The following is a 22454-nucleotide window of genomic DNA, read 5'->3' on the forward strand; positions in this document are numbered from 1 at the left end:
CGCTTCTTTCCCACGCTCTCCATGATGCTGGACATCCTCCCGGAGACCCCAGGTCCCCTGATCTTGGATGTCCGTCAAAACGGGGCAGGCCCAGGTCGAGAATCCTGGCAGCCGGACACGGGTGAAACCACCGAAGTCGTACAACGGCTTCCGGACGCTGGTGCTGGACGCGGTGGCCCTGGAGATGCTGGCTGCGATGGCGTCGCGGTATCTGTTCACCGGGCGGACGGGTCAGCTGATGCGGCCGGACAATCTCACCGACCGGTTCAACCAGCTCGCCGTCGCCGCGAAGGTCCGGCCGCTCGGACCACATCAGATCCGGCACATGCTCGCGTCGAATCTGCTCTCCCGACCGTCGTTCGATGCATGGTCATGCCCCGCCGTTGATCGAACCGGTCCGTAGAGCGCCTTCCTCCACCTTCCACTTGGCGAGCAGAGCATCGTAGCCTCCGTCGTCGATCATGGAGTACAGTGCCGTCTGCACGGCGGAGGTCAGTGTTTTGCGGTCCTTGGCGATGCCGATGCCGTACGGGATTGCCTCGATCTGAGGTCCAGAAAGCTCCAGGTTCGTCATCTTCTGCACGTCCAGCGCGGCGATGGGGAAGTCGTTGAGCGCCGCGTCCGCCTTCCCGTCCCGCACGTCGACCGAAGGGTTGTTCGACGGCAGGATTGTGAGCCCCTTACGGCCGCAGTCACGCTTCTGGGCGGTGGCCATGTCAACAAACACGGTTTCCGGCTGCGCGGCGACCCGGCGGCCGCACAGGCCGGGAATGCCGCCGATATCGCCGACTCCCTTGGGCACCACTATTGACGTACCGGCGTTGAGGTAATTGACGAAGTCGGCCTTCTTCTGCCGTTCGGCCCGGTCGAACATCGACGAGATAGAGATGTCGATATCGTGCTGCTCGACCTGATCTAGCAGGTTACCGAATGATACCGTCTTCCACTGGATTGTCAGGCCGAGCTTGGCGGCGATCGTCTCGGCGATGTCGACGTCGAAGCCGGCGTAGTCGCTGCCTCTCTTGAAGGTCATCGGCTCGAAGGTAGAGTCCGTCCCGGCGATCAGCCGGGCCGACGCCTTCAGCTCGTCCGGGAGGGCAGCTCGGGCCTCGGCCAGTCGGTCTATCGGATGCCCGGCGGTCCCGTCCGGCGACGCGCAGGCCGCGGTCGAGCACATGGTCAACGCGGCGGCCATCAGAAGGTAACGAACTCGCATGATGCCCCTCTCCGCGCGACGCCGTCCGGTATCCCATCGGCCCACCTTGCCCTGTTCTTAGTGCTTGGGGGCGGCGTAAATGCTTCGGGGCTGACGGTGGCGTTTTGCGTGCGGTCAGCCAGTGATGGGGCTGATGAGGACGTCGCAGACGAAGCGTTCATGACCCTGGTCGAGAAGGTCATGACCCAAGAGCCCTACGCCTCAGCGAAACGGGTGTTCCGGGTGGGCGACAACGGCTCGTCACACCGCGGCGGGGCCGCTGCCGACCGCCTCATCCGGCAGTTCTCGAACGCGGTGATGGTCCACACCCCGGTCCACGCCTCCTGGGTCAGCCAGATCGAGAGCTACTTCTCGATCATCCAACCCAAGGTCCTGACACCCAACGACTTCACCAGCCTTGACGAGGTCGAAGACCGGCTCACCGCCTTCGAGCAGCGTTACAACGCGACCGCCCGGCCCTTCAGGCGGAAGTTCACCCCGGCCGACCTCGAGGACCTGATGGCCCGGATCGCGCGACGTGCGAACAGAAAGAGCGAAACCTCCAGCAGCCTGCCGACTGCGACAACCAGCCTGCCGCACATGCCTCTGGCGGCATAACCCGCGAAGCATTCACGACCTGGGCCACTTAGCAGGAAAGTACCTCTCGAGGCGGTTGCGGACCTTAACGTGCGGAGGAAGGGGGCAACCGTGGGATTCACCATAAGACGTCAGATCATTGCCCTGGCGGTGGCTGGGTTGATTCTGGTCATCGTGGCCGGCGCGATCGGCTACCAGGGCATCTCGGCGATCGCCGCCGAGCAGATCACCGCCCGCAACGCGGCCGCGGCGCGCCAGGCCGTCCAGTCCGCCGACGTGGCCCGGGTACTGGTGCGAACCAACGTGCTCGCCACGCTGGTGACGAGCAACGCCACCGAACGCCAGACAGCGCTCGACCAACTCGGCGCCAACGTCGCCCAAGCCCGGCATGGCATCGATGACGTGATCCGGTTCATGCCGGAGATCCGCTCTCAGGCCGACGCTGTGCTGCCGTTTCTGAACGAGCTGATCGCCTCCGGGCAGCGGATGGTGACCCTCGCCAGCCGGGTGGCCACCGACCCGGACCGCACTGCGGCCCTGGCGGCTCGACCAGCGTACGACGCGGTCGACGCGAAAGCCGCTGAGGCGCTCGGCGAACTCGACACCGCGATCAGCCAGCGGGTTCAGGCATCGTACGAGGAAGCCTCGACCGTCGCCACTCGGGCTAAACGGTTCACCCTGATCGTCGGGATCCTGTCGGCGCTGTTGCTTGGCGGCGCTGCCCTCGTGCTGGTCCGCCGGATCGCGGTACGGATGGACCGCAGCCTGGCCTCCGCCGCTTCGATCGCCGCCTACGATCTGACCGTTGACGCATCGCTGCCCGGCAGTGACGAGCTGTCGGAACTCGGCCGGAGCCTGAACGTCATCGTCGGGTCGCTGCGCACCGCGATGAACGACATCGCCGGCAACGCCAACGCGGTCGCCGCCGCCTCGGAGGAGTTGACAGCCACCAGCCACCAGCTGTCCGAGGGCGCCGGCACGGCCTCCCAGGAGGCCACCCGCGCCAGCGACGACATCGGCCAGGTGACCGCCAGTGTCGGCGAGACCACCTCTGCGGCGCGCGGACTCGAGACGTCCATCGACGAGATCACCCGAGCCGTCACCGAAGCCGACACAGTCACCAAGGAAGCGGTGGTGCTCGCCGAGACCACCAATGACACCATCGAACGGCTGCGCGCCTCCAGCGAGGAGGTCTCGGCCGTGGTCAGCATCATCACCGGCATCGCCGAGCAGACGAACCTGCTCGCACTGAACGCGACGATCGAGGCGGCGCGGGCCGGCGAGCAGGGCAAGGGGTTCGCCGTGGTGGCCGGTGAGGTGAAGGACCTGTCCCAGGAAACGGCATCGGCTACCGGCGACATCACCGCGAAGGTGGCGGCGATGCAGCGTGACACCGCGGGAGCGTTCGAAGCGATCGGCCGGATCAGCGAAGTGATCGGGCGCATCGACGAGCTCCAACGGTCGATCTCCGCCGCCCTGGAGCATCAGACACGGGCCGTCGGCCAGATCGTGGCCAACGTGTCGACAGCCGTACGAGCTGCGAATGATGTCGACGGCTCGATCAACCGGGTCGCGGGAACCACGACATTGACCCACGAGGCGGCCACCCAGACCGAAGCGGCCGCAGTCGAGCTCGCCCAGCTATCGCACCAACTGCGTCTGGTGTCCGAACAATTCCGCCACTGACGGCAGCAGGCATGTCACCGGACAGACGATGACTGGGCTCGCGAGGACGCAGTCCTGACAGACCCGGATAGTGTCCAGCGGCCGCTGGTTGATGTCACGGGCCAGCCCCGGGTCGCCGTCCGTGGGCGTGAGGCGCGACGACACGGCGGCTGCGGTCCGCCGAACAGCACGAACGCAGTCACATCCTGGGGCGGAGGACAACTGCTGGGCGCCGTGCATGGCAGCGCCCGTCCTCGGGAGCGGGGGCCGCGACGTGATCCGATGCCAGGCAGCCGCCGGCGGCGTAGCCACGTGCCACGCGATGATCGCCGGTGCGAGCAGCAGGGGCCACGCCCATACCGGTGGCCGGCAGGCGGCAGCATGTGACCCCGCGTCACTCGGGCGCCAGCTCGCGCGCAGCCGCAACCTGCGCCCTGGCGCCGATAATGCGGGAGATATGGTCTGTCTGAACTTGAAGGAGTGATCGCGATGCCGCCGGGTTTGAAGGATGTGGCCCAGCGGGCGGGCGTTTCCATCAAGACCGTGTCCAACGTTGTCAACGGTTACGTGCACGTGGCACCGAATACCCGGGCCCGGGTTCAGGAGGCAATCGCCGAACTCGGTTATCGGCCCAACGTCGCCGCCCGCCAGCTGCGCGGCGGGCGCTCCGGCGTGATCGCGCTGGCCTTGCCGGAGCTGCGCTCTCCCTACTTCGCCGAGCTGGCTGGCTCCATCGTGCAGGCCGCCGAGCTGCGCAACTGGACGGTACTGGTCGACCAGACCGACGGCGCGGCCGAGCGGGAGCGCGGCCTGGTGGCCAGGCTGCGCCGGCATCTCATCGACGGTTTGATCTTTAGTCCGCTGGCGCTGGCCGGGCAGGAGCTGACCCCCGACACCAGTGGTGTGCCCATGGTGCTGCTGGGCGAGCGGGTTTGGCACGGGCCCGCCGATCATGTCGCCATCGACAACACGGCGGCTGCGGCCGAGGCCGTCCAGCACCTGTGTGACCTGGGCAGGCGGCGTATCGCTGCGGTCGGCGCGCAGGACGCGCCGACCGCCGTCACCGCTCGTCAGCGCCTCGCCGGATATCAGGCGGCGCTGGCCGCCGCCGGCCGGGACGGCGATCCTGCCCTGGTCGCCCACGTCAAGGAGTTCCATCGTGCGGACGGCGCCGCGGCGATGGCGCGACTGCTGGACCTCGGTGATCCGCCGGACGCGGTGTTCTGCTTCAACGACCTGCTGGCCATCGGCGCGATCCGCACCCTGCTGGACCGGGGTTACGCGGTTCCCGGTGATGTCGCCGTCGTCGGCTTCGACGACATCGAGGAAGGCCAGTTCAGCACGCCGACGCTGACCACGGTGTCGCCCGGTGTGGATCGCATCGCCAGAACCGCGGTCGAACTGCTCGCGGAACGCCTGGACGCGTCGGCGCGCGACAACGTGCGCATGGTGCTGCCCCCCCGGGAGGTCAGGGTGGATCACCGGCTAGTGGTCCGGGAGAGCACGCTGGGCCGGCTCGCCTCACGCCGCGCCTGATCCATAACCGAACGGGCGACCTGCGGCGAATCGTCCCGCCACGGTGACCGCCAAAATTACGCTCCGGTAACACGCCTGCTGCCGCATCTTTACAACGTTGGTTACAACGTTGTAGAACAGGTGTCGCCAGTCACATGTCGACCAGTTACGGGAGCTTTTGTGGAACCCGCCCGCCTTACCACCGACCCGGCGTTCGCCGTGGCCCTCGTCGACCGGCGGCTCTTCGGTTCGTTCGTCGAGCACATGGGCCGGTGTGTGTACACCGGGATCTTCGAGCCCGGGCACCCCGCGGCGGACGCGGCCGGCCTGCGCACCGACGTTCTCGCGCTGACCCGCGAACTCGGCGTCAGCCTGGTGCGCTACCCGGGCGGCAATTTCGTCTCCGGCTACCGCTGGGAGGATGGCACCGGCCCGGTGGGCGAGCGCCCGCGCCGACTGGACCTGGCCTGGCGCACGGTCGAGAGCAACGCGTTCGGCCTCAACGAGTTCATGGACTGGGCCGGCAAGGCCGGCGTCGAACCGATGATGGCGGTCAACCTCGGCACTCGGGGCGTGGCCGAGGCCGCCGAACTGGTCGAGTACTGCAACGTGCCGGGTGGCACCATCGCCGCCGACCTTCGCCGCAAGCACGGTGTGGCACGGCCGCACGACATCCGGCTCTGGTGCCTGGGCAACGAGATGGACGGGCCCTGGCAGACCGGCAGCCTGACCGCCTACGAGTACGGTCGCCTCGCGTCCCGGGCCGGGCACGCCATGCGCAAGGTCGACCCGACCATCGAGCTGGTCGCCTGCGGCAGCTCCAACTCGGCGATGCCGACGTTCGCAGCCTGGGAGGCCACCGTCCTGGAGCTGGCCTACGACCAGGTCGACTACCTATCGCTGCACCAGTACTTCGATCCGGAGAAGGTCGACCCTGCGAGCTTCCGCGCCTCCGCAGTGGACCTGGACGGCTTCATCGACGACGTGATCGCCACCGCCGACCACGTACGGGCGAAACTACGCCGCGGAAAGCGGATCAAGCTCGCTCTGGACGAGTGGAACGTGTGGTATCAGTCGCGGTTCACCGAGCCGGAGGACCGCCCGATCGCTGAGGAAGCGCCGCGCCTGATCGAAGACGACTACACCGTCACCGATGCGGTGGTGGTGGGTAACCTGCTGATCAGCATGCTGCGTCACGCCGACCGGCTGACCGTCGGCTGCCAGGCCCAGCTGGCCAACATCATCGCGCCGATCCGTACCGAACCGGGCGGCCCCGCCTGGCGGCAGACCATCTTCCACCCGTTCGCGCTGACCGCCGCCCTGGCGCGAGGCACCGTTCTGCGTACGGCGATCACCGCCCCCCTGATGAGTACCGGCAGCTACGGTGACGTGCCCGTCGTGGACGCCGTCGCGGTGCATGACGAGCACCGCGGCGAACTGGTGCTTTTCGCGGTCAACCGCGGCGAGCAGGCCGTCCCCCTGGAGCTGGATCTGCGGGCTTTCGGTGGCCTCGCCGTCGCCGAACACCTCACCCTGACCGACCAGGACCCACACGCGCGCAACAGCGTGGCTCACCCCGCCCGGGTGACGCCCCAGCGGCTGGCCGCGCCGGTGATCGACGGCGGACGGGCCACCGTGCTGCTTCCGCCGGTCTCCTGGCACGCCCTCCGGTGCACCATCCCAGCAGCCATCTGAACCTTTGCGATCCATCCCCGCTCAAAGAGGAGTAGTCCTGTGAATACCCACCCCGCGCATCTCAGCCGGCGTCATTTGTTCGGTCTCGGTCTCGGTGTCGGCGGCGCGGCCCTGCTGGCCGCCTGCGGCGACAGCGGTCCCAGCGACAAGGTCACCGGCGCCGGCAAGAACGCCGGACCGGCCGCCACCGACTACACCGGCCCCAACGTCACACTGGCCTTCTGGAACGGCTTCACCGGTGGTGACGGGCCGTTCATGAAGAAGCTGATCGACCAGTTCAACACCGAGCACCCGAACATCAAGGTCACGATGAACGTGTACCAGTGGGCGGACTACTACCAGAAGGTGCCCGCGGCCGTGTCCACCGGCAACGGCCCCGAACTGGGCATCATGCACGTCGACCACGTCGCCACCAACGCCGCGCGCGGCGTTATCCTGCCGCTCGAAGACCTGGCCAAGACGCTCAACCTGAGCGAGGAGGACTTCTCACCGCCGGTCTGGAAGGCCGGCGTGTACCGCGACACCCGGTACGCCATCCCGCTGGACGTGCACCCGCTCGGCATGTTCTACAACAAGACGGTTTTGGAGAAGGCCGGTCTGGACCCTGAGAAGCCGCCGACGACCGCGGACGCGTACCTGGCGGCGCTGGAGCAGCTCAAGAGCAAGGGCGTGCAGGGACACTGGGCGACGCCGTTCCCCTTCACCGGCGAGATGCAGTTCTCGTCGCTGCTGTGGCAGTTCGGCGGGCGGCTCTTCGACGAGCAGGGCACCAAGCCGATGTTCGCCGAGCAGCCCGGAGTGCAGGCGCTGACCTGGCTCACCGACCTGGTCAAGAAGGGCTACAGCCCGAAGAACGTCGCTCAGGACGCCGATGTGGTGGCGCTGCGCAACGGCAAGAACGCGTTCAACTGGAACGGCATCTGGACCATCAACACGCTGCGCGAGGACAAGGCGCTGCAGTGGGGTGTCGCGCCGCTGCCGCAGATCGGCACGCAGAAGGCCGCTTGGGCCGGCTCCCACCAGTTCGTGCAGTTCAAGCAGAAGCAGACCGACCAGAACAAGCTGACCGCCGGCAAGGTCTTCATCAACTGGATCAGCCAGCATTCCATCGAGTGGGCCAAGGGTGGCCAGGTCCCGGCCCGCAAGGAGATCCGCGACGGCGCCGAGTTCGCCGCCCTCAAGGAGCAGGCGGCGATCGGCACCCAGATCGACTATCTGCAGTTCCTGCCCGCCACCCCGGGCATCTCGGATGCCATGGCCACCGTCGACACCGCCGTCAACGAGGCGATCCTGCTGCGCAAGGAGCCGGGCAAGGCGCTGGCCGACGCCGCCGGCAAGGCCGGGCAGATCCTTGAGAGCAACCGCAAGAAGTACGGCGCCTGACGTCATGGTGCAGGAAAGCGTCTCCACCGCGGGGCGCACCGGGCCGGCCGACACCACGGCCGGTCCGGGCCCCGCCCCGGCCGGGCGCCTGCGCCGGGTCGGGGTCGCGACCCCGTACCTGTTCCTCGCGCCCTACGCGCTGCTCTTCACCACGTTCGTGCTGGCGCCGGCGGTCTACGGATTCTGGGTCAGCCTGCACGACTGGGACTACCTGTTGAGCGGCAAGCCGTTCGTCGGCCTCGCCAACTACCAGGCACTGCTGGACAGCGGCTCGGCGGTTTACGAGGAGTTCTGGCAGAGCATGCGGGCCACCGGCACCTTCACCCTGGCCAGCGTGCCGCTGCTGGTGACGGTACCGCTCGCGCTCGCGCTGCTGCTGAACCGCTCGTTCCCCGGCCGTACCTTCTTCCGCGCCGTCTACTTCGCGCCGTACGTGCTGGGCGTCGCGGTCATCGGCGTGCTCTGGCGATTCCTGCTGGACCCCAACCTCGGCGCGGTGAACGCCCTGCTCGGCGCGGTCGGCCTGCCCGACAGCACGCCGTGGACCACCGGGCTGCCCTGGGCCTGGATCTCGCTGGTCGCCGTCACGGTGTGGTGGACCATCGGCTTCAACGCGGTGATCTACCTGGCCGGTGTGCAGGACATCCCCCGCGAGCTGTACGAGGCGGCCCGCATCGACGGCGGTGGCAGGTGGGCCGAGTTCCGGCACATCACCCTGCCAGGCCTGCGACCGGTCCTGGTCTTCGTGGTGATCAATACGATTCTGGCGTCGAGCAACATGTTCGGCCAGTCGTTGCTGATCACCCAGGGTGCGCCGGGCAACGAGACTCGCACCGCCATCATGTACATCGCCCAGAAGGGCCTGCGCGAGTACAACATGGGCAGCGCCGCGGCGATGAGCTATGTGCTGACCCTCGCCCTGCTGCTCGTCAGCGTGATCACTTTCCGCCTTTTCCGGGATCGGGACGCAGCATGAGAAAAGTACGCGGAATCGCCTGGTACACGATCCTGATCGGGATGAGCCTGGTCTTCATCGCCCCGCTGGTGTGGATGATGATCACGTCATTCAAGAGCACCGGTGAGGCGACCCGGGTGCCGCCGACGTTGCTCCCGCACGAGCCGACCACCAGGGCCTACCACGACCTGTTCTCCGGCAGTTCGCAGACGCCGGTGCTGCGCTGGTTCCTCAACAGCCTGATCGCCGCCACCGCGCAAGCCACCCTGATCCTGGTGGTCGCGTCGATGGCGGCGTACGCGCTGGCCCGCCTGGAGTTCCCGGGCAAGCGGCTGGTCTTCGGCCTGATCATCGCCACCCTGTTCGTGCCGGTGTTCACGCTGATCATCCCGAACTTCCTGATCGTCGACCGGCTGGGCTGGCTGGACACCCTGTGGGCGCTGATCGTGCCCGGCGCGGCCGGCGCGTTCGGGGTCTTCTTCCTGCGGCAGTTCTTCCTCGGCCTGCCGCGCGAACTGGAGGAGGCGGCCCAGTTGGAGGGCGCCAACACGTGGCAGATCTTCATCAAGGTGATCCTGCCGCTGTCCAAGCCGGCACTGGCGACCCTCGCGGTGATCAGCTTCCTGGGCAACTGGAACGACTTCATCTGGCCGGTCTACGTGCTGTTCAGTCCGGACACGTTCACGCTGCCGCCGGGCCTGAGCATTCTGCAGGGCGCTTATGACATCGACTACCCGGTGATCATGGGCGGTGCCGCGCTGGCCAGCGTGCCGGTCCTCATCCTGTTCCTGATCACCCAGCGTTACATCATCGAGGGTGTCTCCCGTTCCGGCCTCAAGGGCTGACCCCGGTGCGCCCGCTCATCCTGCTGGTGTCCGTGCTCACGCTCGCCGGCTGCACCGGCACCGCCCCCAGTCCTATTCCCACGACGTCGCCAGGAGGCTCCATGACCGGCAGCTTCACCAATCCCGTTTACCTGGAGAACTTCCCCGACCCGGGGGTCGTGAGCGCCGACGGGACCTGGTACGCGTACGGCACCAACAACGCCACCGCCAACGTGCCGTTGCTGACCTCCACGGATCTCGTGCACTGGACCGAGGCCGGTGACGCGCTGCCCGAGGTGGGCCGCTGGGCCGTGCGCGGCAACACCTGGGCGCCGGAGGTGGTCCGCACCGCCGCCGGCAAGTACGTGCTCTACTACACCGCACGCTGGGCCAGGGCCGACCGGCAATGCATCGGCGCCGCCGTGTCCGACACCCCGTACGGCCCGTTCACCGACGCCTCCGACGAGCCGCTGATCTGCCAGGACGACGAGGGCGGCTCGATCGACGCCAGCCCGTACACGCACACCGACGGCACCCTCTACCTGTACTGGAAGAACGACGGCAACCACATCGGAGCGCCCACCCACCTCTACGGGCAGCGGCTCACCGTGGACGGGCTGGCGCTCACCGGCGAGCGGACCCGGCTGCTGACCAACGACAAGCCCTGGCAGGTGCACGTGATCGAGGCGCCGCAGATGGTGCGCCACGACGACCGGCTCTACCTCTTCTACTCCGCCAACGCCTTCGACTCCGACGCATACGCGGTGGGATACGCCACCTGCCAGACCCCCTTGGGCCCGTGCGCGGACGCGGCCGAGAACCCGATTCTCAAGTCCACCCCGGCCGCGGCCGGCCCCGGACACAGTTACCTGATCACCCTCGCGAACGGTAGCAACTGGCTGCTCTACCACGCATGGCCGCCGGATGCAGTCGGCAGCATCAGCCCGGGCCGGCAGCTCTGGCTCGACCCGGTGGACTGGGTTGACGGCCGCCCCGTCGTGCACGGACCGACGGCGACACCTCAAGCGACACCCGGTGAATGAAGCCGAGTAGGGGCCTCGACCGGCCGCAGCAATGCCGTCGAGGGTGAGCTGAGCGTTGCTGAACGCGACAAGGGAAGCTCAGATCTGTGCCGGCTGGGGCGAAGGTCACCGAGCTGGAACCGGAGAGATCCTCCGGAAGGCGGCCGCCTGTTCACGGGTCTCCTGACTTCTGGCTGCGGCTCTCATTCGGTGGTGGCGCATCGTGAGGGCCGCGCAGAGGCTAATAGGGGGACCGGCGTCGCCGTGCGCCATGTGGTGAGGATCGAGACGCGGGCGATATGCGCATTTCGGTGGATAGCCAGCGCCCTCCCGACGCTGCCCGGACGGGGAACTGGGCGTTACTCGCTGCAACCACCGGATGTGAGCCAGAGCCGCGCGACACGACGGTGTTTCCGGCGCTCGGTCAGTAGTTCTCGGCGCTCGGCACACTGTTGGCCCGAGTTGCGTCGCCGCCGTAGTGCGCGAGCACCCGCTTGTCCATGACGCGACGCCACAACGGCGGAATCAGGGCGAGCAGCAGCATAGTGGCGTAGCCGGCGGGCAGTTGGGGAGAGATCTCGAAGCTGCGTAGGGTCTGGTAGCGGCGTAGCGGATTGGCGTGGTGGTCGCTGTGCCGTTGCAGCTGAAAGAGAAAGATGTTGGTCGTGAGCCGGTCGCTGTTCCAGCTGTGCCGCGGGTCGACCTTCTCGTAACGGCCGGCGGCGTTGCGTTGCCGCGCCAGCCCGTAGTGCTCGAGGTAGTTGACTGCTTCCAGCGCCGAGAATCCGACTACGGCCTGAAGGGCGAGGAAGGGCAGAACGGCCGGGCCGAAGGCCAGGGTCACGGCGGTGAAGAGTGCGACTGTCATGGCCCAGGCGTTGAGGATGTCGTTGCGGGGATGCCATCGGCTGCGCGAGCGCAGCCGATGGCGGTGGGACTCCAGATGCCAGGCTGAGCGTAGGCTGCCGATCACGGTACGCGGCCAGAACCGCCAGAACGATTCGCCGAGGCGGGAACTGGCAGGGTCCTCCGGAGTCGCCACGCGGACGTGGTGCCCGCGGTTGTGTTCGACGAAGAAGTGCCCGTATCCGGTGGGTGCGAGGGCGATCTTGGAGAGCCACCGTTCCACCGTCTCCCGTTTGTGGCCGAGTTCGTGTGCCGTGTTGATAGCGATGCCGTTGACCAGGCCGGCGGTGAGCACCAGGCCGATGCCACCGATCGCTCCGGGGCCGGAGACCCATGCCGCGCAGGTGACGAGGAGCGCGGCGTACTGCGCGGGCAGGAACAGGTAGGTGATCCACCGGTAGTACGGAGAGGCCTGCAGCGCCGGGACCAACTCCTCGGGCGGGTTGGCGTGGTCATCACCGATGAGCACGTCGATGATCGGGATGACGCCGAGGATGAACGCCGGGGTCAACCACCAGGCCCAGGCGGAGCCGGTCGTTTCGGCGAGCAGGAGGGCGACGAACGGGAGCGCGGGCACGACGAGTGCGAGGGGCCAGAGAGGGCGCTTGGTGTCACGCCATGACGTAACGGCGAGGTCCATGCCCATAGATGCTTTACAATGCATCGTTTCATGTCAAGTAAGTTGACGAATGACGGTATGACTAGTCTCCCTTGTCGACAATCCGGCATCTGCCAACTTCATTGACACCGGGCCCCCTGATGTACAGTGCATCGGGCGGTCGGAGGGCGTCCCCGGTGTACCGCCCCCGCTATGCAGGGGCGTCCTCCGATTGCCGGTCCGGTCGCCGCGTCGATGGCTCAGCGCATCATGCGCACGAATACTTCGGCGAGCACGTTTGCGGACTCGGCCGGGGAAGCGAGCGGCAGGATGATGTGACTGATGGTCAGCCGCACGATGGATTCGGCGGCCAGCGCGACCGCTGTCGGGTCGAGGTCGGGCAGATGGACTCCGGCCCACTCCTCGATCACCGCTCCGGCGGCCGCCAGCACCGCGCCGGACCGGGTGGTCAGGTAGGGGAGCAACTCGTCGGCACCGCCACGCACGCTGGTCAGGATGGCATGGACCAACGGATTTCGGGCCGCCTCTTGCAAGGTGTACAGAATCGCAGCATGCCCCGCCGCGCGTACATCGTTGCCATGGTCGAAGAGCCGGCTCCGCACCTCGGTGACGAAGTGGTCGATCTCCCGTAGCGCAAGTTCCTGGGCGAGGCCGGCCCTGCCGTCGAACTCGTTGTAGACAGTCTGCCTGCTGACCCCGGCGGCATGAGCCACGTCGGCTATTCGCACGTTCTCCCAGCCGCGCTCCACCGCCAGATCTCGAGTGGCGCTAATGAGTATGTCCCGAAGCCGTGCGCGGCTGGCTTCGCGGTACGAAGGGCGGCTGTTCATCGGCTGCAAAGCTTAGCCACTGCGATGAGGCGAACACACCGGCAGGGCCGTATGCCCAGCGCACGTCCGCGAGCAAGTCATGAACCTGGCGGCGTTAGCCATACGCAACCGCTCTGGCTCGTCCTGCAAGCCGAGGCGGTGGTGGGTTGACGTCGGGGCTGCCGGCCGACAGTCGGCGTATGCCGTCCCAGGGCGCCGTTGCCCGGCCCGGGTGACCGGCTGGGCGGGCGCCACCTCGCCGATTCGGCAGCTACATCGGCCCAGGCCGCGCAGGCGCCACCGATGGCGTCACAGGCGCGAGGTTCGCGGCATCAGCGAGGGCCGCCGGTGTCCGGCCCGATCTTCTCGACCTGCTGATCGAGCGGCTTGCCGGCTCTTCGGTCACGCCTCGCCCGGAGCAGCAGGGCCATCGTGGCGGTCAGTGCGAACGCCACGGCGATCCATCCGGCGCCGATGGCGTCGAGGCGGTTCGAGATCTCGCCGGGCAGTTCGGCGACCGTGCTCACGAGGGGATCGTCGGCACTGGCGCCGGTGTTGACGCGTATCTCGTACCAACCGTAGTAGGCGACGTAGGCGCCGGCGAGCAGCAGCAGCGCGCCGCTGACCCGGGAGACATAGGGCAACACCGCGCGGGTACGGCGTACCACGGTGTCCTGGGCCAGCGCGACGAGCAGGGCGAGCAGGCCGACGACGAGACCCATGCCGAGCCCGTACGCGAGGAAGGCGCCCACGCCCGCGAGCACGTTCCCGCCGCCGGAGACGAGCCCGGTGACGGCCAGGAACGGGGCGATGGTGCAGGAGAGCGACGCGACCGCGTACGAGGCGCCGTACCCGTAAAGGCCCAGCAGTGACCCGGTGGGGCCGCCGGCGGTGAGCCGGGGGATCGGCACCTGCAGTTCGCGGCCGGACAGCAGCCAGCCACCGAGCAGGACCAGGCCGGCGCCGATGACCACGGTGAGCCAGGGCAGGTGCTGCTGGATCGGGGCGGTGACCACGCCGATGAGAAAGCCGGCGATGCCGAAGACGGTGACGAAGCCGGCGGTCATGGCGGCGGAGAGCCGCAGCGCGCGCAGCGCTCCGCCGGGGCCGGACACGAGCAGCAGCAGGAACGATGGGAGCAGCGCGAAGCCGCATGGGTTGAACGCGGCGAGCAGGCCGGCGGCGAGCGCGAAAGCGAAATCGTCCATCTAGATCAGGTGCTGTTCGATCAGCTTGGACAGTTCGGCCTCGTCGAGGGGGCCGGTCGCGGACTCGGTGCCGCCGGCCGGGTCGACGAACAGGTACGACGACTGGCTGGTGACCCGGAAGTGCTTGTAGAGGGCGCCGGCGGTGTCGTTGAGCTGGGACAGCTTCGAGGTGCCGGTACGGTCGACGAACTGCTTCATCTTCGCGGTGCTGGGGTCGAGGCCGGCGACGCCGACGACGGTGACGCGGTCGCGGTACTTCTCCGCGATCTTCGCGACGGCCGGGCCCTCGGCCTGGCATTTCGGGCACCAGGGCGCCCAGAACCAGAAGACGGCCGGTTTGCCGGTCAGGCTGGCGCCGTCGAACGCGGCGCCGTCCAGGGTCGTACCGGTGAAGCGGAGCACGGCGGGCGTTTGCTGAGCCGGCATCGTGGCGGCGGAGGAGCCCGCCGGTGCCGCGCCGCCGGTGACGGTCGCGGTCGTCGCCGTCGCCGGTGTGGGAGCGGCGGTCTCCGCCGGTTCGGTCGCGCGTCCGCACCCTGCCAGAGCCAATGCCACCGTGACCACCGACAGTGCGAGTCTCTTCATGAGACAGACGGTAGTTGTTCCGCGCGGCGCAGATTCTTACGACTTGAGGAAGCCGGATCCCGGCCGTGGTAGTCGTGAGCCGCGCGGCCGAGGTGGACAGCGGATCAGCCGGCGTGCCCCGTGATCCCGGCGATGGCTGCGGTGACGGTCCGGCGGAGCTCTGCGGCGTCTGCTCCGGCACGCGAGCGCAGGTTCACCCCGTGGGCCAGGAGCGCGAGAACCTCGGCGGCCGTGCCGGGGTCGGCGTTCCCGGCCAGTTGGCCCTTGGCCTGCGCGGTGGTGAGTGCCGTGTGCAGCGCGTCGCGCAGGCGGTGATGCTGGCGGTCGAGTACGGCCCGGACGTCACCGTCACCGTTCTCGGCACCCGCGTGTGCGTTGGAGATCATGCAGCCCCACCGGGCGTACTCGCCGGAGCAGCGGGTGTCGATGAGGCTGTCGAAGAAGTCGACGACTGCGGGCAGTCCGCGATCGTCCTCCGTCAGGCGGCCCAGGACGGGGTGTGAACGGGCGCTGACGTACCTCTCGAGGGCGGCCATGTAGAGCTGCTGCTTGTTGCCGAACGTGGCATAGAGGCTGGAGCGGTTGAGGCCGGTCGCGGTGACGATGTCCTGGATCCCGGTCGAGGCCGCACCCTGCTTCCAGAAGAGCCGTACGACCGTGTCCAGGATCGTGTCCGGATCGAAGTGCTTGATGTCCGGCATGGCCTACCTCGTCATCTTGTACTGGAAGTTCCAAGATACTCCCCGACTCGGGTCCCTGGTCCTGGCCCGGAGGCGCCGTCGCTGCTATCTTGAAACGACCGTTCCAACATTCTCGCCGGAGGATTCCTGATGAGCCTCAACGCCGAACTGCGCGCCTTCTACGACAGCCGACAGGAACACATCCCCGCCTACATCCGAGAGATCATGAACCGCGCCGGGCAGGAACTCGCCGACTCCGGCCAAGCCGACCGCGCCCTGACCGCGGGCGACCTTGCGCCGACCTTCAGCCTGCCGTCGGCGGATGGAAGACTCGTCCACCTCGACGCGCTCCTGGCCGACGGTCCCGTGGTGCTGACCTTTTACCGCGGCGCCTGGTGTCCCTACTGCAACATCGCGCTGCGTTCCCTGCAGCAGAGCCACGACGCCATCACCGCACGCGGCGCCCTGCTGGTCGCCATCTCGCCCCAGATCCCCGACGAGTCACTCTCCCTCGCGGAGAAGCACGACCTGGCCTTCGAGGTGCTCAGCGACATCGGCTCTGACACCGCCAAACAGTACGGACTGGCCTTCGACCTACCCGATGATCTGGCCGCCGTCTACGCAGGCCTCAACATCGACCTGCAGCGCGTGAACGCCGGTCACGCCCGCACCCTGCCGCTACCCGCGACGTATGTCATCGACAGCCAGGCCACCATCCGGTGGGCCTTCGTCGCCAGCGACTACACCGTCAGAGCCGAACCCTCCGACATCCTCGACGCGCTGGACAAGCTTGCCTAGCCGCACACCCTCTTGTCCTCGACCCGTCCAAGATCACCCGCGATGGGCGACGCGTCACTCTTGAGGGTGGCTCCGGTTCGCCGACCCCCCTTTGCGGGTGTATCCCAGGACTGCGGTGTTCTTGGCGGTTCGGTCAGTGCGAGTCGGCGGCCGGCCAGCGGTCACCCACCTCGGCCCGCCGGGCCGTGCCGTGCTCGCCTGCGTTGGTCAGCGCCTCCTGCACGACGCGGTACGCGGCGAGGTCACCGGCGCCGCCCAACAGTTGAGCCGTGCCGTTGTGCGTCACCCGGATGTCGTAACCGGCCTGCCGGAAGCCGTCGAGCAGAGCGCCGATCTCGGCCAGAGACGGGGCAGGCGCAGGCTGTCCGGCGGGTCGTCGGCGCACGGCGTTCAAGGCGTAGTTGGCCGGGACCAGATTGGCCAGGTCGAACAGGCCCCCGGCTGCCAGGGAATCGCGGCCGCAGTCAGTGCTACGGCGGCGAGCGCCCCGGCGGTCGCGCAGGGTGGCCAGGGTGTAGAGGGCGACCACCGCGGCGACGTCGACCAGCACGAGATGACCGCCGACCAGCGGTTCGCCGGCTCCTCCATGCTGTTCCGCCGCGGAAACCGGCGGAGTCCCCCGCCTCCTGAAACAGGAGTGTCATCACCGAGGTGGGCTGCTCGACGGCGGCGTATGCGTACGTGGTGACAAGCGCTCGGCCCGCCGCGAAATATCCTCGGCCTCGGTGGTGACCGCGTCGCCGAGGCGGTCCAGGCGTGCGGCGGTGGCGTCGTCCGGCGACGCGTCAGCGCTGCGATGCAGCGTCTGCTCGGCGCGTTCCAGCGCCTCGGCGGTGTCGTACATCGTCTCTGCGGTTCGGTGTGCGTCACGCACCGGTTCGGAGGCCATGAAACCGCTCTACCCATAGATTCGTGTCCCTCACCCGCCAGGCCCGGCGGCGCCCGGGCACGGAATCCGATCACGGCGCAGCGCGTCGATGCCGCTGGGCCTACCTGACGGCGGGCCGGCCGCATCCGTGGTTCGTGACCCGGCGGATCGAGTTCACCATGATCGCGGACGGCGGGTGGATCTGGACATGCCCGTCCTGGACGGCTTGACGTTGTGCCGCGCGCTTCGTGGCGACCCGATGCTGTGCGATATTCCCGTAATGATCATCAGTGGCGATCTGGTGCCCGCTGATCCTCGCCCGAGCCAGGCGGGCGCCTGCGGCATGGTGCTCAAGCCGTTCACCCCCATGGAGGTCCTCGAGGCGGTTCAGGACATGCTCGCCAGAGGCGCTCATGCCCACCGGGACGGGACGGGGTGCGTACCCGTGTCCGCTGGATACTCGTACCGCATCGAGGACGGACATCCCGAGCTCGATCGCGATGGTCAGCGCGGTGCCGCCGGTGGTGGCCTCTCGCCGTGCAGCGCCTGATGTACGGCGGCGATCAGTTGGGTTCGGGTGAACGGTTTCTCCAGCAGGGTGATGTGCGGGTCGAGGGTGCCTTGGGCGGCCAGGACTGGGGTGTCGTAGCCGGACATGAACAGCACGCCGGTCTCGGGGTGCAGCGCGGTGACCTGTTCGGCGAGCGCGGTGCCGAGCAGGTGCGGCATGACGACGTCGGTGAGCAGCAGGTCGATGCGCCCTCGGTGCCGGCGGGCGGTGTCGAGGGCGGCGGTGCTGTCGTCCGGGGCCAGGACGTGGTAGCCACCCGCGGTCAGCAGGCGCTGGCAGACCTGCCGCAAAGCGGGTTCGTCCTCGAGGAGTAGAACGGTCTCGCCGTGCCCGCGTATCTCCTGCGATGAGCGCCCGGAGGTCTTCGGGGTCGCATGGGGGCACTGGTCGGTGACGGGCAGCATGATCGTGATCGTGGTGCCCATGCCTTCTTCGGAGTAGATGTTCACGGTGCCGCCGGCACCGGTGACCAGGCCGTAGACCATGGCCAGACCGAGCCCGGTGCCCTGACCGGGCGCTTTGGTGGTAAAGAACGGTTCGAAGACCCGATCGATGACCTCTTGAGGCATCCCCGTGCCGGTGTCGCTGACCCGCAGCCGGGTGTACTCCCCGACGGCGAGGCCGGGGCACTGGGTCAGGTAGTCCGCGTCGACGAGCACGCTCGCGGTGTCGATGGTCAGCACACCGCCGGTAGGCATGGCGTCGCGCGCGTTGACGGCGAGGTTGACCAAACCTGTTCGAGCTGGCTGGGGTCGAACAGCACGGGTCCGCAGTCGCTCGGGCAGTGGGTGCTGAGCAGGATGTGCTCGCCCAGGGAGCGACGAAGCATGGCCTCGACGTTGTGGACGACGTCGGCGACGCGGATGACTTCGGGGCGGGCGACGTCCTGGCGGGCGAAGGCGAGCAGTTGGCGGGTCAGGTCGGCGCCACGGCGGGCGGCCCGCAGGATCTGCCGGCCGTCACGGTTCACCTCGTCGATCCAGCGTTCACCGCCGCGTTCGTCGAGGTGGTCAGCGGTGGTGTCGGTGACGAACTCGGCATAGTTGATGATGACGGCGAGCAGATTGTTGAAGTCGTGGGCGATGCCGCCGGCGAGCTGGCCGAGGCTTTCGATGCGCTGGGTGTGCTGCAACTGGTTCTGCAGTTTCGCCCGTTGAGCCTCCTCGCGTAGCTTCGCCTGTTCCGTTTCTGTACGCAGCCGGTCGCTGACGTCGCGCACTGCCGCGGAGACCAGCAGGCCGTTATCGGTGTGCAGCCCGGACAGGCTGATCTCTGCAGGAAACACGCTGCCGTCCTTGCGCCGGGCATACAAAGGCTCTCCGGCGCCCATCGCGCGGTGGCTGGCGGCGGCGAAATACCGCTGCCGCAGACCACGGTGTCCGACGGCCTTGTCATCCGGAACGAGAATCTCGATCGGATGACCCAGCAACTCTTCGCGGGGATAGCCGAACATGCGAACGGCCTGAGCGTTGACGAACACGATCAGACCGGCGGCATTGACACCTACAGTCGGGTCCGGTGCAGCGTCCAGCAACTGCTCGAACAGCATGTCACCGCGCGGCAGTCCGCAATTGTCGCGGGCCGGGCCGCCGGCGGTCACGACCGGCCCGCTCGGGGGAGCCGTGATGGGCTTGCATCCCCTTTTCTTAACCCATGACGGGTGCAGCAGAGGACCCAACGCCACGACCGCTGCCCAACGAGGCCCGAATCCCGGAGCCGACCACACCCCCAGGTGCGAAGGCTGCCCAAACGACCTTGCCGTCGGTTATGAGCCGGTGCCCACATCGGGTGGCGGCGTGTTGGACCAGGTGCAGGCCTCGTCCGCCGGAGGCGTCCGGGATGCATAGCAGAACCGGTGTGCCCGGCCAGCAGCCCCCGAGGCGTTGCGATCCGGATGCGTCGGGAGTTGCTCACGGTGGTCGTCCGTATGCTTCCGACATGGAGTCGAACGTCAAGGCCGCGCTGTCCGGGCTGCTGGCGGCAGCCGAAGACGCGGCGCCGGCCCAGGCGGTGGAAGCCGTCACCCGCGAACTCGGTGTGGCTCTGCACGCTCGCCGCATCTCACTGCTCATCGCCGATCTCAGCGGCCGGGCTCTGGTGCGGTTGACGTACGACGAGTTGGAAACCGGCCCGGCGGGCCGGCGCGAAGGCGGTGAGGTCGCGACCGTCATCCCGTTCGACGGCGGGCCGCAGGAAGAGGCGATACGTACCCAGAATGTGCAGGTGTTGCAGACCGGCGACGGATGTACGGTGCTCGCCCCGGTCACCGAACGCGGCGAGGTCATCGGCCTGCTGGAGATCGACCTCGCCGCCCGGCCCGCGGCGTCCGCACTCGACGAGATCACTCGAACCGCACACGCCCTGGCCTTCGTGGTGATCGCCAACCGGCGCCACACCGACCTGTTCGAATGGGGACAGCGCACCACCGCCTTCAATCTCTCGGCCGAGATCCAACGTCGGCTGCTGCCCGCCGCCTTCACCTGCGAGGGCGGCTCGTTCACCCTGTCGGGCTGGCTCGAACCGGCGGCGAGTGTCGGCGGGGACACCTTCGACTACAGCGTCGCCCGTGACATCCTGCACTTCAGCGTCACCGACGCCATGGGTCACGGAGTGGCCAGCGCGTTGACCGCCACTCTCGGCGTGGGCAGCCTTCGCAACACCCGCCGGGCCGGCCACAGCCTGACCGAACAGGCCGGCACGGCCAGCGCCGCGGTCGCCGAGCACGCCCCGAATCGAGGCGCCTTCATCACCGCCGTACTCGGACGCCTTGACCTGCGCACCGGCGTATGCAGCCTGATCAACGCGGGGCACGTGCCGCCGCTGCTGGTACGCGACGCCGACGTCCGATGGCTGGAACTGCCCCGCAACTTCCCGTTGGGCGTGTTTCCCGGGTCCGACTGCCACGCGGGTTCGGTCACACTCCTGCCGGCGACCGGCTGGTGATCGTGACCGACGGTATGCGCGAACGCAAAGCCGCCGCTCTGGACCTGTCGGCCCGGCTCCGGTCGACCGCCGGCCTACATCCCCGCGAAGCTGCTCGCGCACTGGCCGACGCGGTCCTCGCCGTGGCCGGCCCGACCCTTGCCGATGACGCCACCATGCTGATCATCGATTGGCACGGCCACCACGGGCGGGCGAGGCGCGCCGACGCGGGCGCCGACCGTTCCGCCCCCACCTCCGCCGACCACCGCTGACCCGACAGCGCCGGCTTCAGGGCTCCGCCGGGGGCATGCCCGCCTCAGCTGTGGCCACCGAGTCGTACACGTCCATCACCTGATCGACCGCCGCCACCCGCAACACGTAGCCGACGGGCGGCTGCACTGCCGCCAGGCACAACCTGCCACCACGGTCGCGTAGCTCCTTGAACCAGGAGCATGCCCAGGCCGCTGGAGTCCATGAAGGTCAACTCCTCGCAGTCCAGCACCAGTTGACGTGCACCCGCGTCGACGGCCGCCTGCAGGGAGTCCTGCAGCAACGACGTGGTGTCCATGTCGAGCTCACCACTCACCCGCACCACAGTGCAACCTCGACCGGCCCGAGCCGACGACTGCAGTTCCACGACCGCCTCCGGAGAAGACCCGCCCGGCGGGTCATCCGCCGAGAACACTCCCCACTAATATCCACGACAGCATCCGCGAACCCCCACCGAACCTTTGCATTCTCTGCATGACACGCCGCCGCAGCCCTATGATGGCGTGATTATCGATGGATCAGGCGCTTCGCCACCCGTGCTCGACGTCAGCGACAGACTTTCGTAGACGTGCCCGCCGATGGGCGGCTGACAGGGCGAGCGGTGATCCGCCGGTGATCGGATGGCGGCGACGTTTCAGTACGGGCGCAGCTGAATCAGCGCGGCCGAGCGGTCCAGCGGGCAGGAGGTCAGGTCTGGTCGCGGAGGGCCTCGATCAAGTCTTCTTTCCTCATGTGTGACCGGCCGGGGATGCTGGCCTTCTGGGCCTTTTCGTAGAGTTCGTCGCGCGTGGCATTCGCGAGGTCGTCGGTGTCGTGTCGGGCGGTTCCGGGTGGCTGCTCGTATCCGCTTGTGCTGAGTTCGTCGATGCGGGCCCGCTCGAACGTCGCTCCCAGCCGGTCTAGGGTCTTCTTGTCCGTAGCCTTCTCCAAGGCGGGAAGAAGCTCGGACTCCTCCTCTTCCATGTGGTGTTCGACGGCGGCGACGAACTCCTCAAGTGCCTGGTCGAAATGCGGCGAGTCGATCAAGTTGCGGACCTTGCGGAGTTTGTGCTCGGCTTCCAAGTGCTCGTAGGTGCCGTGCTCCAGGTCGGCCTTCTCACCGGTCGCCTTGGCGATGATCGGGTACACCTCGGTCTCTTCGGCGCGGGCATGCGCGCTGAGCCGGGCCTCGATCTCGGCTACCAGAGCGCGCCGATTCTCGTCACCATGTTTGAGCTGGGCGAACAGCTCTTTCATCAGACGGTGGTCGTTCTTGATCAGGGTTACGGCATCCGAGGCCATGGTTTCTCCTTCGCTCCGATGCCGCTCCCTACCCTGTGAATAGGCAGGAAAACCGCAGGTTGATATGAGCCGAGCAGGGTACGAGG

General features: G+C 67.9%; 23 protein-coding genes and 2 pseudogenes. 12 read left to right on the forward strand and 13 right to left on the reverse strand.

Annotated features, from left to right (window positions below):
* Positions 1-67: 67 nt before the first annotated feature.
* Positions 68-403 carry a hypothetical protein gene (locus AB0I88_RS35800; RefSeq protein WP_361035292.1) on the forward strand — a complete coding sequence of 112 codons (336 nt, stop codon included), beginning with the start codon at positions 68-70 and terminating at the stop codon, positions 401-403.
* On the opposite strand, the gene AB0I88_RS35805 is transcribed toward AB0I88_RS35800, so the two are convergent.
* Positions 371-1216, reverse strand: a complete 846-nt coding sequence (locus AB0I88_RS35805; protein ID WP_361035295.1) for a transporter substrate-binding domain-containing protein — start codon at positions 1214-1216, stop codon at positions 371-373. The genes AB0I88_RS35800 and AB0I88_RS35805 overlap by 33 nt on opposite strands.
* A 159-nt stretch (positions 1217-1375) precedes the next feature.
* Between AB0I88_RS35805 and AB0I88_RS35810 the strand changes: the two genes are divergently transcribed.
* The 8 genes from AB0I88_RS35810 to AB0I88_RS35845 all read left to right on the forward strand — a co-directional run bounded on the left by AB0I88_RS35810 (position 1376) and on the right by AB0I88_RS35845 (position 10872).
* On the forward strand, positions 1376-1813 hold the full coding sequence (locus AB0I88_RS35810; RefSeq protein ID WP_361035298.1) for a hypothetical protein: 438 nt from the start codon (positions 1376-1378) through the stop codon (positions 1811-1813).
* Positions 1814-1942: 129 nt separating this feature from the next.
* The gene (locus tag AB0I88_RS35815; protein ID WP_361035301.1) at positions 1943-3478 is read left to right on the forward strand and encodes a methyl-accepting chemotaxis protein; all 1536 of its coding nucleotides are present in this window, start codon (positions 1943-1945) and stop codon (positions 3476-3478) included.
* Between the two features lie 468 nt (positions 3479-3946).
* Positions 3947-4993, forward strand: a complete 1047-nt coding sequence (locus AB0I88_RS35820; RefSeq protein ID WP_361035303.1) for a LacI family DNA-binding transcriptional regulator — start codon at positions 3947-3949, stop codon at positions 4991-4993.
* Between the two features lie 159 nt (positions 4994-5152).
* Positions 5153-6667, forward strand: a complete 1515-nt coding sequence (locus AB0I88_RS35825) for an alpha-N-arabinofuranosidase (RefSeq protein WP_361035306.1) — start codon at positions 5153-5155, stop codon at positions 6665-6667.
* Between the two features lie 39 nt (positions 6668-6706).
* The gene (locus tag AB0I88_RS35830; RefSeq protein ID WP_361035309.1) at positions 6707-8050 is read left to right on the forward strand and encodes an ABC transporter substrate-binding protein; all 1344 of its coding nucleotides are present in this window, start codon (positions 6707-6709) and stop codon (positions 8048-8050) included.
* 4 nt (positions 8051-8054) lie between these two features.
* Positions 8055-9026: a sugar ABC transporter permease gene (locus tag AB0I88_RS35835; RefSeq protein ID WP_361035312.1), complete on the forward strand. Its 972-nt coding sequence runs from the start codon at positions 8055-8057 to the stop codon at positions 9024-9026.
* A complete protein-coding gene (locus AB0I88_RS35840; protein WP_361035315.1) occupies positions 9023-9850 on the forward strand; it encodes a carbohydrate ABC transporter permease in 828 nt (275 codons plus the stop codon). Before AB0I88_RS35835 ends, AB0I88_RS35840 begins: the two co-directional genes overlap by 4 nt.
* 101 nt (positions 9851-9951) lie before the next feature.
* Complete coding sequence (locus AB0I88_RS35845) at positions 9952-10872, forward strand: glycoside hydrolase family 43 protein (protein ID WP_361035318.1); 921 nt, start codon at positions 9952-9954, stop codon at positions 10870-10872.
* Between the two features lie 403 nt (positions 10873-11275).
* Here AB0I88_RS35845 and AB0I88_RS35850 read toward each other — a convergent pair whose 3' ends face one another.
* From AB0I88_RS35850 to AB0I88_RS35870, 5 genes are all read right to left on the reverse strand, one after another.
* Positions 11276-12397 carry an alkane 1-monooxygenase gene (locus tag AB0I88_RS35850; RefSeq protein WP_361035321.1) on the reverse strand — a complete coding sequence of 374 codons (1122 nt, stop codon included), beginning with the start codon at positions 12395-12397 and terminating at the stop codon, positions 11276-11278.
* Positions 12398-12615: 218 nt separating this feature from the next.
* Entirely contained in the window at positions 12616-13206 is a 591-nt protein-coding gene (locus tag AB0I88_RS35855; RefSeq protein ID WP_361035324.1) for a TetR family transcriptional regulator, read from the reverse strand.
* A 311-nt stretch (positions 13207-13517) separates the two neighbouring features.
* A complete protein-coding gene (locus AB0I88_RS35860) occupies positions 13518-14393 on the reverse strand; it encodes a cytochrome c biogenesis protein CcdA (RefSeq protein WP_361035327.1) in 876 nt (291 codons plus the stop codon).
* Positions 14394-14978, reverse strand: a complete 585-nt coding sequence (locus AB0I88_RS35865) for a redoxin domain-containing protein (protein ID WP_361035330.1) — start codon at positions 14976-14978, stop codon at positions 14394-14396.
* Between the two features lie 104 nt (positions 14979-15082).
* Positions 15083-15679 (reverse strand): TetR/AcrR family transcriptional regulator, encoded by a 597-nt coding sequence (locus AB0I88_RS35870; protein WP_361035334.1) that lies wholly within the window; start codon positions 15677-15679, stop codon positions 15083-15085.
* 129 nt (positions 15680-15808) lie between these two features.
* Between AB0I88_RS35870 and AB0I88_RS35875 the strand changes: the two genes are divergently transcribed.
* Positions 15809-16456: a peroxiredoxin-like family protein gene (locus AB0I88_RS35875; RefSeq protein ID WP_361035337.1), complete on the forward strand. Its 648-nt coding sequence runs from the start codon at positions 15809-15811 to the stop codon at positions 16454-16456.
* Positions 16457-16589: 133 nt separating this feature from the next.
* On the opposite strand, the gene AB0I88_RS35880 is transcribed toward AB0I88_RS35875, so the two are convergent.
* Positions 16590-17006: a hypothetical protein gene (locus AB0I88_RS35880; protein WP_361035340.1), complete on the reverse strand. Its 417-nt coding sequence runs from the start codon at positions 17004-17006 to the stop codon at positions 16590-16592.
* Positions 17007-17099: 93 nt separating this feature from the next.
* Entirely contained in the window at positions 17100-17345 is a 246-nt protein-coding gene (locus AB0I88_RS35885) for a hypothetical protein (RefSeq protein ID WP_361035343.1), read from the reverse strand.
* A 175-nt stretch (positions 17346-17520) separates the two neighbouring features.
* Here AB0I88_RS35885 and AB0I88_RS35890 point away from each other — a divergent pair, with 175 nt between their 5' ends.
* Positions 17521-17874 (forward strand): response regulator, encoded by a 354-nt coding sequence (locus AB0I88_RS35890; protein WP_361035346.1) that lies wholly within the window; start codon positions 17521-17523, stop codon positions 17872-17874.
* On the opposite strand, the gene AB0I88_RS35895 is transcribed toward AB0I88_RS35890, so the two are convergent.
* Both AB0I88_RS35895 and AB0I88_RS35900 read right to left on the reverse strand, forming a co-directional pair.
* A complete protein-coding gene (locus tag AB0I88_RS35895; RefSeq protein ID WP_361035349.1) occupies positions 17829-18593 on the reverse strand; it encodes an ATP-binding protein in 765 nt (254 codons plus the stop codon). The genes AB0I88_RS35890 and AB0I88_RS35895 overlap by 46 nt on opposite strands.
* On the reverse strand, positions 18572-19495 hold the full coding sequence (locus tag AB0I88_RS35900; RefSeq protein ID WP_361035352.1) for a PAS domain S-box protein: 924 nt from the start codon (positions 19493-19495) through the stop codon (positions 18572-18574). The genes AB0I88_RS35895 and AB0I88_RS35900 overlap by 22 nt, the downstream gene beginning before the upstream one ends.
* 998 nt (positions 19496-20493) lie before the next feature.
* Here AB0I88_RS35900 and AB0I88_RS35905 point away from each other — a divergent pair.
* Positions 20494-21089: pseudogene (locus tag AB0I88_RS35905) on the forward strand (PP2C family protein-serine/threonine phosphatase).
* Between the two features lie 16 nt (positions 21090-21105).
* Here AB0I88_RS35905 and AB0I88_RS35910 read toward each other — a convergent pair.
* The 3 genes and pseudogenes from AB0I88_RS35910 to AB0I88_RS35920 form a co-directional block, all read right to left on the reverse strand.
* Positions 21106-21231, reverse strand: a complete 126-nt coding sequence (locus tag AB0I88_RS35910) for a hypothetical protein (protein ID WP_361035373.1) — start codon at positions 21229-21231, stop codon at positions 21106-21108.
* A 91-nt stretch (positions 21232-21322) separates the two neighbouring features.
* Positions 21323-21385, reverse strand: a pseudogene (locus AB0I88_RS35915) (hypothetical protein); the annotation flags it as partial.
* A 389-nt stretch (positions 21386-21774) separates the two neighbouring features.
* The gene (locus AB0I88_RS35920; protein ID WP_361035355.1) at positions 21775-22368 is read right to left on the reverse strand and encodes a hemerythrin domain-containing protein; all 594 of its coding nucleotides are present in this window, start codon (positions 22366-22368) and stop codon (positions 21775-21777) included.
* Between the last annotated feature and the right edge of the window lie 86 nt (positions 22369-22454).

The sequence above is a fragment of the Actinoplanes sp. NPDC049802 genome, from assembly GCF_040656595.1.
GTDB lineage: Bacteria > Actinomycetota > Actinomycetes > Mycobacteriales > Micromonosporaceae > Actinoplanes.

Bases quoted from the DNA above. Each gene is read 5' to 3' on its own strand.
- AB0I88_RS35800 (WP_361035292.1), top strand. From the start codon at position 68: ATGTCCGTCAAAACGGGGCAGGCCCAGGTCGAGAATCCTGGCAGCCGG.
- AB0I88_RS35805 (WP_361035295.1), bottom strand. From the start codon at position 1,216: ATGCGAGTTCGTTACCTTCTGATGGCCGCCGCGTTGACCATGTGCTCG.
- AB0I88_RS35810 (WP_361035298.1), top strand. From the start codon at position 1,376: ATGACCCTGGTCGAGAAGGTCATGACCCAAGAGCCCTACGCCTCAGCG.
- AB0I88_RS35820 (WP_361035303.1), top strand. From the start codon at position 3,947: ATGCCGCCGGGTTTGAAGGATGTGGCCCAGCGGGCGGGCGTTTCCATC.
- AB0I88_RS35835 (WP_361035312.1), top strand. From the start codon at position 8,055: ATGGTGCAGGAAAGCGTCTCCACCGCGGGGCGCACCGGGCCGGCCGAC.
- AB0I88_RS35840 (WP_361035315.1), top strand. From the start codon at position 9,023: ATGAGAAAAGTACGCGGAATCGCCTGGTACACGATCCTGATCGGGATG.
- AB0I88_RS35845 (WP_361035318.1), top strand. From the start codon at position 9,952: ATGACCGGCAGCTTCACCAATCCCGTTTACCTGGAGAACTTCCCCGAC.
- AB0I88_RS35850 (WP_361035321.1), bottom strand. From the start codon at position 12,397: ATGGACCTCGCCGTTACGTCATGGCGTGACACCAAGCGCCCTCTCTGG.
- AB0I88_RS35855 (WP_361035324.1), bottom strand. From the start codon at position 13,206: ATGAACAGCCGCCCTTCGTACCGCGAAGCCAGCCGCGCACGGCTTCGG.
- AB0I88_RS35860 (WP_361035327.1), bottom strand. From the start codon at position 14,393: ATGGACGATTTCGCTTTCGCGCTCGCCGCCGGCCTGCTCGCCGCGTTC.
- AB0I88_RS35865 (WP_361035330.1), bottom strand. From the start codon at position 14,978: ATGAAGAGACTCGCACTGTCGGTGGTCACGGTGGCATTGGCTCTGGCA.
- AB0I88_RS35870 (WP_361035334.1), bottom strand. From the start codon at position 15,679: ATGCCGGACATCAAGCACTTCGATCCGGACACGATCCTGGACACGGTC.
- AB0I88_RS35875 (WP_361035337.1), top strand. From the start codon at position 15,809: ATGAGCCTCAACGCCGAACTGCGCGCCTTCTACGACAGCCGACAGGAA.
- AB0I88_RS35885 (WP_361035343.1), bottom strand. From the start codon at position 17,345: ATGGCCTCCGAACCGGTGCGTGACGCACACCGAACCGCAGAGACGATG.
- AB0I88_RS35895 (WP_361035349.1), bottom strand. From the start codon at position 18,593: ATGCCTACCGGCGGTGTGCTGACCATCGACACCGCGAGCGTGCTCGTC.
- AB0I88_RS35920 (WP_361035355.1), bottom strand. From the start codon at position 22,368: ATGGCCTCGGATGCCGTAACCCTGATCAAGAACGACCACCGTCTGATG.